This is a genomic window from Tepidimicrobium xylanilyticum, from assembly GCF_900106765.1.
Lineage (GTDB): Bacteria > Bacillota > Clostridia > Tissierellales > Tepidimicrobiaceae > Tepidimicrobium > Tepidimicrobium xylanilyticum.
In genome coordinates this window covers 17,545-29,297 of the sequence record NZ_FNNG01000013.1, presented here as the reverse complement: position 1 = coordinate 29,297, position 11,753 = coordinate 17,545, and the positions used below count along the sequence as shown (strand labels likewise).

Sequence of the window (11,753 nt, the reverse complement as noted above, 5' to 3'; positions counted from 1 at the left end):
AAATCATACCTCCAAGTAGAAATCCTTCTCTTCTAAATCACCATCTTCATCCTCAATTAAAATTTTTATTTCTCCTTCTACTGCTTTTAATATCTCATTACAATAATTATACAGATAAATTCCTCTTTTAAATTTTTCTAATGAATCCTTCAAAGATAAGTCATCTTTTTCTAATTCCTCAATTATCCGTTCTAACTCCTGTAATGCCTCTTCATAAGATAGCTCATTATTTGTCATAATAATGCTCTCCTTTACTAATATTAATAACCTTAACATTAATAATACCATCTTTTAATAACAGTTTTAGTTCATCATTTTTTGATATACCTTCTATTGTAGTAATCATATTTTCATTTTTGTCTAAAATGATGCTATAACCCCTATTTAATGATGTAATTGGATTTAAAAAATTTAAATTATTAAATAGATTGGTTAGTTTCCCTTTACTAAATTCAATCCTCTTTTCCATTATAATGTTAAGCCTCTTAAACAAATTGTCAAGTTCTTGAACCTTTTCTCGTAATTGATAAACTGGATTATTAAAATCTAAGCTCCTCTTGATATAACTTAATTTCACACTATTATTGCTGAGTAAGTAATTAATATTACTGCATAACTTACTACACTTATTATTTAAATCTTCCATCAGTTTATCTAGCTCTGGAGTAACAATTTCTGCAGCAGCAGATGGAGTAGGTGCTCTTAAATCAGCAACAAAATCGGCTATAGTAAAATCCGTCTCATGCCCTACAGCTGATACTACAGGAGTATTCATAGCAAATATGGTTCTAGCTACAGCTTCATCGTTAAAAGCGAATAACTCTTCTATAGAGCCTCCTCCCCTTCCCGTAATAATTACATCTATGTCTTCCCTTTCATCAAGGAATTTAAGTCCCTTACATATTTCTTCTGGGGCTTGTTCTCCTTGGACTAATACTGGGTATATTATTATATTTGCTACGGGAAATCGTCTTTTTATTACGGTAATTATATCTTTAATTGCAGCTCCCGTAGAAGAAGTTACTATTCCAATTTTTTTAGGAAAAAAAGGTAATTTCTTCTTGCTTGATTCATCAAACAAACCTTCTTTTTCTAATTTCCTTTTTAATTCCTCAAATGCTACAAATAAATTACCAATTCCGTTTTCCTCTATATCTTTTACATAGAGTTGATAATCTCCTTCCTTCTCATATATGGATATATAACCAGTGCATACTACTTTTATACCGTCTTTGATATCAAAATCTATGTATTTGTTATCATTTTTGAACATAACACATTTAATTTTTCCCCTGTCGTCTTTCAAAGAAAAATACATATGTCCACTATAATGGTGCTTAAAATTTGAAATTTCTCCTTCAACCCGCATATTAGATAATAGCCAATCTCCTGCAAAAACTCTTTTTATATATTGATTAACTTCACTTACCTTTAATGGTTTAGATTTCACATTAATCACCCACTATATACCCTTCTTTTCCTAAAAAGGCAATACCTACGCCATTATCCGTACTCATTTTTTTCTGAGCAAAGTATGGTTTTATCCCCTTGTCAACAAGATTTTCATTCAAATGGCTTCTTATAAAGTTATTAGCCGAAACTCCACCAGTTATCAATATTTCCTTTAAACCATATTCCATATACGCATTATTAATTACTTTAAAGATTAGATTTGTCACTGCACTAAAAAGAGTTGATACAATATCTTCAAGATCATAGTTTTTACTTTCTATTAAGCTGCTAAAATAATTCTCAAGGCCTGATAAATTAAACCAGGTACCTTTGCTTATTTTGATAGGCACTTTTAAGTTTAAAGGTCTACCAGTCTGTGATATTCTATCAAGATCCTGTCCGCAAGGGAAACGGAATCCCAACTTTACTCCAATTCTATCTATTAATTGTCCTAAACTTATATCTAAAGTTCCACCAATTATTTCAACGTATATTCGATTCCCTTTGTTACTAACCAGTAGCAATTCAGTTGTACCTCCTGAAATATGAAGGCAAAAAAACCTTTCACTACATTTTAAAGAGCTGCCCATTATCCCAGCTCCAATATGTCCTTCCTGATGGCTATATTCTTTAAAGTTTGCTCCTAATATTTTTGATAATATGAATGCTTGGTTTCTCCCAACAATAAAGACAGGCATATAAGAACCTTCTACATTTCTAGGTTTATTACTGCAGGAAACAGTAACTATTCCATTGATATCTATATTTGCCGTCATCTCTTCTATTAAATGAGGTAAATTATTAATATGTTGAAAAACTGCTTCTTGTTGCCTTAAGCCCCTTTGACCTTCTTTGACCTTTAATGTCTTTCTTAAATTTAAAACTATATTGTTGTCACCATCAATTACAGCTAGAGAAGTAGTATATGCGGATGTATCTATCCCAACAAAATATTTATTCTCCATCTTCATCCCTTCTTCTGACAAATCCACCTAAAACTCCATTAATAAATTTAGACGATTCAAAAGTACTATAGGTTCTTCCAATTTCTATGGCTTCGTTAATAGATACTTCAATAGGTATATCCTCCCTATAGATTATCTCATAAATAGCAATTCTAAGTATGCATAAATCAATTTTAGCTAATCTATGTAATTCCCATCCTTCTAAGTTTTCCTCAATATGATGGTCAATTATATCCAAGTTCTCAACAATTGTACTTATAGCTTTTTCTATATATTCTTTTTCATTTGGATTGAACTTGTTATATTCAAAAAAGGTATCAATCATATAATTTGAAAAATCTGAGTTTATTTCCATTTGATATAATAATTTCATTGTAGATTCCCTTGCGTATCTTCTACCCATTTCTATCCTCCCTATTTTAAGATGCAAAATAAACTGCATATTTTAATCATTTGATTTAGAAAATATTCTTATTAATAGTTCTTTAATATCATTAAAACTATAGGATTTGCTCCCTAAAATAAATCCAAACCAAGTAGTAAAAAACAGGAATATAGTTTTAAAAAAACCAATTGTAAGTACTAGTATTCCAAATAAGAAACCAAAAAAACCACCTAATACCTTATTGCTATTGTTCTTTACATATGTAATTAATTGATACATTAACTCTCTTATCAATTATAAACACCTCATATATTATTTTACACTTCTAATAGATAAAGCAACATTACTAATAATAACTTTAATCTCACTAACCTTAACTCCAGTTGAATTTTCTACATGTTCTTTTACTTTATTTTGCAGTTGTTTAGTTGTCTCTGGAATATTGATTTCTGGATATACTTCTCCCTTTAAATTTATGAATATTTGACCGTCTAAAATTCTAACTTTAGTTGTTATATTTTTTATACCAGTAAATTTATTAAAAACACTTTCCACCAAACCTTTTACAGTTTCAGAAGAAATGAGTATTTCACCACAATCCGTTTGCTGTATTAAATAGGTTGTATTATCTTTTCTTCCCTTAATCTTTAATCCTATAAGCAACATTCTGATGCTCAATAACAACAAGGCTAGTCCAATTGCAACGTAAATATAATTTTCTTTTATTCCTTTGATAAAATTAACCAATAATTCCGAAGTAATAGGTCCAACCTGCTCGAAAGGAAATATAATCATTAATAGTGAAAATATAGCTGTTAATAAAGATAAAAGGACTAATATAACGTTATCAATTAAAAGCATAGAGTCATCCTCCTACGACTAATATTTAAAATTACCCTCTGGTTGCCAGAGGGTAAATATATTATTTTACTCTTGTTTCACTATCTATTTTTGGTTCTTCCTTTGGTATGTTAACGCCTTGAACATTTACATTCACTTCAACAACTTTTAAGCCGGTCATAGTTTCAACTGCTTCCTTTACATTTTGTTGTACCTTCATTGCAACTTCAGCAATTTTATAACCATATTCTACAATCAAAAATATATCAATAGCTGTTTCTTTTTCACCAACTTCAACTTTAACGCCTTTAGATAGATTTTTCATACCAAACATTTCTGTAATGTCTCCTGTAATTCCACCACTCATGCTGGATACACCTTCAACTTCTGTAGCAGCTAATCCAGCGATAATAGATACAACTTCATTGGCGATTTTTACAGTGCCATATTTGATTTTATCATTACTAGATAACTCCGTCATCTTATTACCTCCCATTAGTGAAACTCCTTAGAGTAATTATATCAGAGGGTTAAGTTTTTTACAATTAATTCTACCTTTTTTTCATAATTTTTATATTGGAAGCATCTAAATTAGTTTCTGTCATAACTACTTCTAAGATTTTTGCAATATCCTGTTCTGTCAATTCATCTACAGAAACTACGATCCTTGCGTTTTCTTCTGTAAGGAAAACCAAAGCATCATCAAATCCTTTTGCCTTTACCAACCCTTCTATTAATATCTCTTTTTCAGAAATTTCACCTATGTTCATTATCTTCTTTTGAGCCTCATTTCTCACTTCTTCACTTGTAGCATCGTTATTAACTATATCATTTAATCTATCAATTAGATTTGCCCTCAATTTATCCCTTGATAATCTCTGTTCTACGTAATAATTACTCGAAACTAAGCTATCTCCTTTTTTTATAGTCTCTTCAATAGTATCATCAGTATATTTGCTTATCTCATCTATGTTTTGAAAATCATTACTATCTAATATTTCAATCTCATCCTCATTATTTCCTTCCGAAATAGTAGGTACAAGCCCTTTTTCTTCATCATTAAATTCTTTAGCTAATTCCATTTCCTCATATTTTTGATAATCATTAGAGACCTTAGATAAAGCTTGTTTGGTTAAATTATGATTTAAGTACCCTGTAAAAACTAATAACATTAATAATAATATTATTATTGCAGGTTTTCTCATAGAAAACATAATTATCCCTCCTATTTACTAGCATAAATCTCAACTTTATTGCCAGGTACTCCCAGCACAGTTTTTACTGCTTCATACAACATCTCTTTCACTCTTATATCTTCAGCTCCTTCTGCAATAACTATTACTCCTCTTACAGTAGGTTTTATTTCTTTCAATACAACTAAAGAACCTTCATTACTCGTAACAACTTGGATAGTCATATCTTCCCTTACAATTTCCCTAGTACCACCTTGGGAATCTACTTCACTCGTAGTTTCATTGTTTTTGGTAGTGTTAAAAGCTGGTATTTTCTCTACTGTATCTTCCAAAGTTATCATTACTTTTACAGCCCCTACACCCTTCAGTTGGCTTAATATGTTTTCTAATTTTTCTTCCAAAATAGCACCATAATCGCTCTCATTACTTTTAATATCATTATTCCTCTCTAATTGAAGGGTAGAAATATTGTCCTTTTTGTCCTTAATAAAAATATCTGCTAATATAATAAGTATGATACCAATAATGAGTATTATGAATAAATTCCTAATTAATTCTTTATTATCTAATTTATTCAGATACTCCTTCATCCTTTCTAAGAGTTTATCCATCCTTTTCACCTTCCTTGTATAAAAAAACCTTAATATTATTTTTAGGAATATTAAAATTTTCATAAATTGACATTATTATTTCTTCATTATCTTTCAACTCCTCCAATTCCATAGATTTTTCTATTCCATTTCCAATTCTCACCTCTTCAATTTGTCCCACCAATATTAAATCTTCTTTTAATTTTTCTTCTTTTCTTATGTCTTTTAAGATTATTTCTATATCCTTTATTTCTCCAAAATTAGCTTCATCTTCACAAATGGATATATTGATCTTATCGATTGCATAATCTGTAGACTCTTTTAACAACTCTTTAATTTCCTCCTCCATAATGGCAATAAATACGTCCTTTGCTTGTTTCCCTTGTAGTTCCAACAGTTTAGGATCCTCTTTATGGGCTACTTTTATCTGTTGAATGGGTTTTGTAAGAATTTCACTATCCATATTTATATCCTTTTGAATCAATTTGATAATTGGAGATACAACGACCATCAATATCAACAGACCTGTTACCATATCTATATATCTTTTCATGTTTTCGTTAGGAAGGATTATTTCCACAATACTTATAAATACGAATAAGATTGCTAAATCTTTAATCCACAACTTTAATAATTCAATTATCCCATCTTATCACCTACCTTAACATCATAGTAGCATTCCCAGCTTCCACTATTACCGTTATCGTTATAAAAAACATGACTGCCACTGAAAGCATTCCTATCAAAATCAACAATAACGAGTTAGCTACTTCAGTATAAAAATTTGATATATTAATAGATGAAATTGGTTCAACAAATGCAGCTGCTATTTTATAAATAAATATGATAATTATTATTTTTAAAGCAGGTATGATACATATCAAAAATAAGCTTGCAAGTCCTATTATCCCAATGCCATTTTTTAATATTAGCGAACTACCAACAACCACTTCCATCGCATCCGATAGAAATTTCCCTATTATGGGAATAAAGTTGTCTACAGCAAATTTAGCTGTCCTGATTGTTACTCCGTCAATATTAGCTCCAAGTCCATACATAGTTATTATTCCTATAAAAACTGTAAAGGAAGCACTAATGAGCACTATGATGATCTGACGCATCAACTGTGACAATTTCGAAAATTGTACTTTCTGAGAAATATTACTTATAACACTGATAATAAAAGTAAAGAATATTAGTGGAAAAACTAAATTTTTTATTAAGATCCCTATGACATTTACTATCGCTACTAACACTGGGTGAAAAATTGTTCTAGTACTTAAACTACCAATAGCAGTCAAGAGAGTTAGTAATATAGGTAATAATATTTGCATAAAATTAACCATATTAATTACTGTATTTTTTCCTAATTCTAATGCTAAATTAAAACTGTTCATTATCTGCATAACCAATAAAATATAACAAGTATATTGGGCCAGTTGAGAAACGGTGTCCTTTTCAAAAGCACTTTGTAAATTTGTTAAAAGGGAGCAAGCAATTGTTATTATTAATATTTGAACTATTAAGTTTAAATTATTATTAATTTCATTAAAAATAGTTTTTACTATTCCGTTGATAATCTCATTCAAATCGAACTTTTTTTCTCCTTTTATCATTGAAATAATATTTTCTTTCATATCTATTTTAGGCAAAATGACCTCATTTCCTCTTAATATGTCTTCTAACACAAGTTCTAATTCACTAATATTTAAAGTATCTAGCTGTTCCTTTATAATTTGGTCAGTTACTTTAATGTTTACATTATCTGTTGATTTAGCCAAGGTATTACTTGAAAAGATTAGTATCAGTATTGTTAATATAATTGTTCTTTTATTCATTTCATTCACCTTTAGGGTAGCATTTTGATTATTAATTCCAATAGTGCTAACATAATTGGTATAGCAAGTACCATTATTAACATTTTGCCAGCCATTTCTATCTTTGAAGCTATTGCATCCTCACCTGCATCCCTAGATATTTGAGCTCCAAACTCAACTATATAAGCTATACCGATAATTTTAAGTATTACAGAAAAATATGTAATTTGAATATTTGTACTCTTAATCAATTGATTTAATGTATCAACTACATATGCCAATTTATCCATTATCATAAAGAATATTAATATTCCTGTAGCTAAGCTAATAAAAATAGCAAACTCTGAACCAATGCTTCTTCTCACCACAACTGCTAAAATAGTAGAAACAATCCCAATTCCTACAATTTGCAATATTTCCATGTTTTCACTTCCTATTTAATATAGTTGAAAAAGGGTTTTTATGCTATCAAATAATTTAGATATAAGTCCTATGACCATGCTAAAAACTATTACCACACCTACCAATGTGGTAATATAGGCAAACTCTTCTTTTCCCGCTTTATCTAAAACGGTATGGAGAACACCTAATAAAATGCCTATACTTGCAATTTTAAACACTAAATCTATATTCATAGCTAACTCTCCTCTATACTAGTATTATCAGAATAGCAATGCCACTTAAAATTCCTAGATTTTTATACAGTCTTTCATTTCTATCCCTATCAATTTTTGCATCCTTCTGCAATAATTCCATTTGTTTAAAAATGAAATTAAAATTCTTTTCTTGATCCAACCTATCAGAAGAACCCAATACTCTTCCTAGTGATAAAATGATTTCTATATCCTCTTCTTTTAAATTTAGTCGATTTTTCAATATCCATTCTATGCTACTAAAGCTTTGATATAGATTACCCTTTTTGCTTCTTTGTAAATGATTTTTGATTTCTTGAAATATAAAGGATACTTTTTTGTTGCCTTTTTTATATACATTACTTAGTGCTTCAGGTAAAGGGTTAGCACCATATACTATTTCAGTTTCCAGTATTTTGAAACATTGCTCTAAATATATTAAATTATTTAGCCTATCGGTATATTTTCCTCCATAACAGAATCCAATTAATGTAGTAGATGTAATTATTAATGCACTTCCAATTAATTTTATTAAAAGCATAATAACCTTCCTTTCACCTGTATACGGATTTAAATGAATTCCCATCTACTATATCTTTGATGGTACCTATTCCCTTGGAATTGTCTAAGAAAATATATCTTTTAAAAACCTTTTCTTCAATCAGTATTTTTAAACTCCTTTTAGATATCAAATCTTCTAAATCATCTCCATGTATAGTAGCTATAATCCTTATCCCGGCCTTAATAGCTTCATGAATTGCTTCCACATCTAAATTGCTTCCTATTTCATCCATTGCTATTATCTCAGGTGACATAGCTCTTATCATCATGATAGTACCATCTTTTTTGTTACTTCCAGATAACACATCAGTCCTTATGCCAATATCAAATTGTGGCATTCCATTATATATTCCAGCTAACTCGAACCTTTCATCTATAACCCCTACTTTAAATCCTTTATTACCAATCAGCTCACTACCATTGCTCAACAATCTAATTAAATCTCTTAGCATAGTAGTTTTTCCGCATTGGGGTGGTGAAACTATTAAAGTATTATAAACCCTATTAGATTTGTCTATTAGAAATCTTATTATTTTTTCAGAAACACCTTTCTTTTCTTTAGCTATTCTTATATTTAATGAGGATATGTCCCTTATCGTTTCTATTCCATTCACACCATACAATACCTTTCCTCCCAATCCAACTCTGTGGCCTCCTTTTAAGGTTATGAATCCATTTTTTATCTCTTCCTCAAAAGCATAAACCGAATAATTGCTGATTAACTGAAAGGTTTCAATTAAGTCCCGTTTATTCACTATTTTCCCTTGTGTCTCGTCTTTAGTCAATTGGCCATTTTCGGTCACAAAAAAATCTGTATTACCAAAGTATATATTTATAGGAGATCCATATCTAAGCCTTATTTCTTCAATAATTTTTTTGTACGTATCTGGAATTCTTTTCAGAACCTGGCTTATTTCATAACCAATATATTCTAAGATATTTTCATATACATCGATTCCTCTATCGACCACAACATGTCCCTCCTTTTATATATAAATATGAATGTCCAAAAATAATATGCAAAAAAAGACTTAAAACCAAAAAGGTTTTAAGTCTAATTATGCTCATCTTCTGATTCTTCCAACTCTTCATCCTCTTCAAAATCAATATAGTCAAAATCGTCATCAAAATAATCATCTTCATAGTCTTCATATAACTCTTGATCTTCATCATCAAAATCGTATAATTCATTTTCTATCTCAGACAAATCCTCATCTATATATTCTAAATATTTTTCTAAATCCTCATAGTCTTCCATTATTTCATCAATTATCTCAGTAAAATCTTCTAAGATATCGATGATATGCAATAGCAATTTTCCTTCCTTAGTTTTTTCGCCAATCTCAAGTCCTTCTGCCAGTCCCTTTAAGTACGAAACTTTTTGATAAAGATATTCCAATTGTCTCCCCTCCTCTTTAATATATTTATATTTTATTATTCCCTAGACCCTTGATAAATACTCTCCAGTTCGAGTATCTATTTTAATCTTGTCTCCCACATTTACAAACAGAGGCACATTGACAACTGCACCTGTTTCAAGGGTAGCAGGTTTTGTTGCACCAGTTGCAGTATCCCCTTTCACGCCTGGTTCAGTATGAGTAACCACTAACTCTACAAAGTTTGGAGCTACTACTTCAAAAGGCTTACCTTGATAAAAACGAATAATTGCATTCTCATTTTCCTTTATGTAAATAATTGCGTCCTCTACTTGTTCTTTTTCTAAAGGTAATTGCTCATAAGTCTCATTATCCATAAAATAAAACAAATTACCATCATTATAAAGATATTGCATTTCCTTAGTCTCAATCCTTGCTTGAGGAAATCTATCAGTAGGATTAAAGGTTACATCTTTTATAGTCCCAGTCATAACATTTTTAATCTTTGCACGGACAAAAGCTGCACCTTTGCCTGGTTTAACGTGTTGAAAGTCTACAATTTGATATACTTCTCCATCCATTTCGAAAGTAATTCCCTTTCTAAAATCACCTGCTGAAATCATATTATAACCTCCTTAATTATTTTCTCTCATGTAGTTAAAAACTTCTAAAGCTAATAAATAGCTATTCAATCCAAATCCAGTTATTTGGCCCATACAAACAGGAGCAATGACAGATTTTTTTCTAAATTCCTCCCTCTTATATATGTTAGATATGTGAACTTCTATTACTGGAATATCCAAAACTTCAATAGCATCTCTAATAGAAATGCTATAATGAGTATAACCACCTGGATTTATTATAACTCCATCATACCCACCATTAAGAGTTTTATGAAGAATATCTATGATCTCTCCTTCACAATTTGATTGCACGATTTCAACTTCCATATTAAGACTATTAGCCTTCATTTGTATCATATTATTAATTTCATCTAAGATAAATTTACCATATATGGATTTATCCCTTTTCCCTAATAAATTCAAATTAGGTCCATGAATGATCAAAATTCTCATTGGCATCTTCCTTCATTTATGCTATTTATTATAGCAGCCATTAATTTTTACTACAAGAGGTATGTTGCTTAAAAATATAAATAATTTCATCTCCTATTGCTTCCATAGTTTTATGATCCACATTTACTACTATATCAGAATTGGATATATACAAATGCCTTCTTTTCTTATATATTTCCTCAATCCTCTTCCTTAAATTGATTGCGTCTTTTAGAAGAGGCCTTTCCTCCTTATTAGCTGGAGATGATTCTATATTTGCAACTATTGAATCTATACTAGCTTGTAACAAAAAAATCATTCCTTTTTTCTTAAGAATTTCAATATTTCTTTTGTTTAATACTACTCCTCCTCCTGTAGAGATTACAGCTCCTTCCTTTTTTATTGTTTTCTCAATTATGTCTTGCTCTAGAGCTCTAAAGTATTTTTCTCCATATAATTTAAAAATATTGTTAATGCTTTGCCCAGTTTTATCAACTATCATCTCATCTGTATCGATGAATTCCAAATTGAGCTTCTCTGCAATATATTTACCTACCGCTGATTTTCCAGACCCGCTCATGCCAATTAATACTATATTTTTAAAATTGCTAGATCTATTCATGTTGTGGTTCAGCTCCTACTATTTCAATGGCCTTTGTTATTTCTTTAATTAAATCTGCGCTAAATTGATAATTAAGAGTATCTACTCTGCCATATAATTTTCCCCTTTCAGTTACTACATATCTGGGTTTCAAATTGTTTAATGTTATTGCAGCAATGTCTAATTTGCATTTATCACATGTGCATATGTCATCTCTATCTTCTAATATTTTATCTATCGCAAAGATGACCTCATCTTCCATTAAATTGACAAGTTCCATTTTCAC

Annotated in this window: 20 protein-coding genes; all 20 read right to left on the bottom strand. The window is 30.0% G+C overall.

The genetic code is table 11. The annotated features are described in order from the left end of the window. Positions 1-3: 3 nt before the first annotated feature. Positions 4-237 (bottom strand): exodeoxyribonuclease VII small subunit, encoded by a 234-nt coding sequence (gene xseB / locus BLV68_RS12280; RefSeq protein WP_093754255.1) that lies wholly within the window; start codon positions 235-237, stop codon positions 4-6. Beyond that, positions 227-1,450: an exodeoxyribonuclease VII large subunit gene (xseA, locus tag BLV68_RS12275; protein WP_234949915.1), complete on the bottom strand. Its 1,224-nt coding sequence runs from the start codon at positions 1,448-1,450 to the stop codon at positions 227-229. Before xseA ends, xseB begins: the two co-directional genes overlap by 11 nt. A gap of 1 nt (position 1,451) precedes the next feature. Further along, entirely contained in the window at positions 1,452-2,444 is a 993-nt protein-coding gene (locus BLV68_RS12270; protein WP_143035283.1) for a Kae1-like domain-containing protein, read from the bottom strand. Further along, complete coding sequence (gene nusB / locus BLV68_RS12265) at positions 2,407-2,820, bottom strand: transcription antitermination factor NusB (RefSeq protein WP_093754249.1); 414 nt, start codon at positions 2,818-2,820, stop codon at positions 2,407-2,409. The genes BLV68_RS12270 and nusB overlap by 38 nt, the downstream gene beginning before the upstream one ends. Positions 2,821-2,862: 42 nt before the next feature. Further along, positions 2,863-3,096: a DUF2273 domain-containing protein gene (locus tag BLV68_RS12260; protein ID WP_093754247.1), complete on the bottom strand. Its 234-nt coding sequence runs from the start codon at positions 3,094-3,096 to the stop codon at positions 2,863-2,865. 18 nt (positions 3,097-3,114) lie between these two features. Further along, the gene (gene amaP / locus BLV68_RS12255) at positions 3,115-3,663 is read right to left on the bottom strand and encodes an alkaline shock response membrane anchor protein AmaP (protein ID WP_093754245.1); all 549 of its coding nucleotides are present in this window, start codon (positions 3,661-3,663) and stop codon (positions 3,115-3,117) included. A 61-nt stretch (positions 3,664-3,724) separates the two neighbouring features. Further along, a complete protein-coding gene (locus BLV68_RS12250; protein WP_234949914.1) occupies positions 3,725-4,138 on the bottom strand; it encodes an Asp23/Gls24 family envelope stress response protein in 414 nt (137 codons plus the stop codon). Between the two features lie 55 nt (positions 4,139-4,193). Beyond that, positions 4,194-4,856: a SpoIIIAH-like family protein gene (locus BLV68_RS12245; RefSeq protein ID WP_093754243.1), complete on the bottom strand. Its 663-nt coding sequence runs from the start codon at positions 4,854-4,856 to the stop codon at positions 4,194-4,196. A gap of 11 nt (positions 4,857-4,867) precedes the next feature. Then, a complete protein-coding gene (locus BLV68_RS12240) occupies positions 4,868-5,446 on the bottom strand; it encodes a sporulation stage III protein AG (RefSeq protein ID WP_093754241.1) in 579 nt (192 codons plus the stop codon). Beyond that, positions 5,439-6,050 (bottom strand): stage III sporulation protein AF, encoded by a 612-nt coding sequence (gene spoIIIAF / locus BLV68_RS12235; protein WP_159428696.1) that lies wholly within the window; start codon positions 6,048-6,050, stop codon positions 5,439-5,441. The genes BLV68_RS12240 and spoIIIAF overlap by 8 nt, the downstream gene beginning before the upstream one ends. A gap of 31 nt (positions 6,051-6,081) precedes the next feature. Continuing rightward, positions 6,082-7,263 carry a stage III sporulation protein AE gene (gene spoIIIAE / locus BLV68_RS12230; RefSeq protein ID WP_093754237.1) on the bottom strand — a complete coding sequence of 394 codons (1,182 nt, stop codon included), beginning with the start codon at positions 7,261-7,263 and terminating at the stop codon, positions 6,082-6,084. Positions 7,264-7,274: 11 nt separating this feature from the next. After that, complete coding sequence (spoIIIAD, locus tag BLV68_RS12225) at positions 7,275-7,664, bottom strand: stage III sporulation protein AD (RefSeq protein WP_093754235.1); 390 nt, start codon at positions 7,662-7,664, stop codon at positions 7,275-7,277. 15 nt (positions 7,665-7,679) lie between these two features. Continuing rightward, complete coding sequence (spoIIIAC, locus tag BLV68_RS12220) at positions 7,680-7,877, bottom strand: stage III sporulation protein AC (RefSeq protein ID WP_093754233.1); 198 nt, start codon at positions 7,875-7,877, stop codon at positions 7,680-7,682. A 13-nt stretch (positions 7,878-7,890) separates the two neighbouring features. Further along, on the bottom strand, positions 7,891-8,415 hold the full coding sequence (locus tag BLV68_RS12215) for a stage III sporulation protein AB (RefSeq protein WP_093754231.1): 525 nt from the start codon (positions 8,413-8,415) through the stop codon (positions 7,891-7,893). A gap of 13 nt (positions 8,416-8,428) precedes the next feature. Further along, positions 8,429-9,406 (bottom strand): stage III sporulation protein AA, encoded by a 978-nt coding sequence (spoIIIAA, locus tag BLV68_RS12210; protein ID WP_093754229.1) that lies wholly within the window; start codon positions 9,404-9,406, stop codon positions 8,429-8,431. Positions 9,407-9,489: 83 nt separating this feature from the next. Continuing rightward, the gene (locus BLV68_RS12205) at positions 9,490-9,834 is read right to left on the bottom strand and encodes a CD1247 N-terminal domain-containing protein (RefSeq protein ID WP_093754227.1); all 345 of its coding nucleotides are present in this window, start codon (positions 9,832-9,834) and stop codon (positions 9,490-9,492) included. A gap of 42 nt (positions 9,835-9,876) precedes the next feature. Next, complete coding sequence (efp, locus tag BLV68_RS12200; RefSeq protein ID WP_093754225.1) at positions 9,877-10,434, bottom strand: elongation factor P; 558 nt, start codon at positions 10,432-10,434, stop codon at positions 9,877-9,879. A 12-nt stretch (positions 10,435-10,446) separates the two neighbouring features. Then, positions 10,447-10,887 (bottom strand): type II 3-dehydroquinate dehydratase, encoded by a 441-nt coding sequence (gene aroQ / locus BLV68_RS12195; RefSeq protein WP_093754223.1) that lies wholly within the window; start codon positions 10,885-10,887, stop codon positions 10,447-10,449. A 40-nt stretch (positions 10,888-10,927) separates the two neighbouring features. Then, positions 10,928-11,488 carry a shikimate kinase gene (locus tag BLV68_RS12190; protein WP_093754221.1) on the bottom strand — a complete coding sequence of 187 codons (561 nt, stop codon included), beginning with the start codon at positions 11,486-11,488 and terminating at the stop codon, positions 10,928-10,930. After that, positions 11,481-11,747 carry a late competence development ComFB family protein gene (locus tag BLV68_RS12185; protein WP_093754219.1) on the bottom strand — a complete coding sequence of 89 codons (267 nt, stop codon included), beginning with the start codon at positions 11,745-11,747 and terminating at the stop codon, positions 11,481-11,483. The genes BLV68_RS12190 and BLV68_RS12185 overlap by 8 nt, the downstream gene beginning before the upstream one ends. Positions 11,748-11,753 lie beyond the last annotated feature (6 nt).

What these genes read in the sequence shown, in the direction of transcription:
- xseB (WP_093754255.1), bottom strand. Translation starts at nt 237, where the DNA reads ATGACAAATAATGAGCTATCTTATGAAGAGGCATTACAGGAGTTAGAA.
- nusB (WP_093754249.1), bottom strand. Translation starts at nt 2,820, where the DNA reads ATGGGTAGAAGATACGCAAGGGAATCTACAATGAAATTATTATATCAA.
- amaP (WP_093754245.1), bottom strand. Translation starts at nt 3,663, where the DNA reads ATGCTTTTAATTGATAACGTTATATTAGTCCTTTTATCTTTATTAACA.
- BLV68_RS12250 (WP_234949914.1), bottom strand. Translation starts at nt 4,138, where the DNA reads ATGGGAGGTAATAAGATGACGGAGTTATCTAGTAATGATAAAATCAAA.
- BLV68_RS12245 (WP_093754243.1), bottom strand. Translation starts at nt 4,856, where the DNA reads ATGTTTTCTATGAGAAAACCTGCAATAATAATATTATTATTAATGTTA.
- BLV68_RS12240 (WP_093754241.1), bottom strand. Translation starts at nt 5,446, where the DNA reads ATGGATAAACTCTTAGAAAGGATGAAGGAGTATCTGAATAAATTAGAT.
- spoIIIAE (WP_093754237.1), bottom strand. Translation starts at nt 7,263, where the DNA reads ATGAATAAAAGAACAATTATATTAACAATACTGATACTAATCTTTTCA.
- spoIIIAD (WP_093754235.1), bottom strand. Translation starts at nt 7,664, where the DNA reads ATGGAAATATTGCAAATTGTAGGAATTGGGATTGTTTCTACTATTTTA.
- spoIIIAC (WP_093754233.1), bottom strand. Translation starts at nt 7,877, where the DNA reads ATGAATATAGATTTAGTGTTTAAAATTGCAAGTATAGGCATTTTATTA.
- BLV68_RS12215 (WP_093754231.1), bottom strand. Translation starts at nt 8,415, where the DNA reads ATGCTTTTAATAAAATTAATTGGAAGTGCATTAATAATTACATCTACT.
- efp (WP_093754225.1), bottom strand. Translation starts at nt 10,434, where the DNA reads ATGATTTCAGCAGGTGATTTTAGAAAGGGAATTACTTTCGAAATGGAT.
- aroQ (WP_093754223.1), bottom strand. Translation starts at nt 10,887, where the DNA reads ATGAGAATTTTGATCATTCATGGACCTAATTTGAATTTATTAGGGAAA.
- BLV68_RS12190 (WP_093754221.1), bottom strand. Translation starts at nt 11,488, where the DNA reads ATGAATAGATCTAGCAATTTTAAAAATATAGTATTAATTGGCATGAGC.
- BLV68_RS12185 (WP_093754219.1), bottom strand. Translation starts at nt 11,747, where the DNA reads ATGGAACTTGTCAATTTAATGGAAGATGAGGTCATCTTTGCGATAGAT.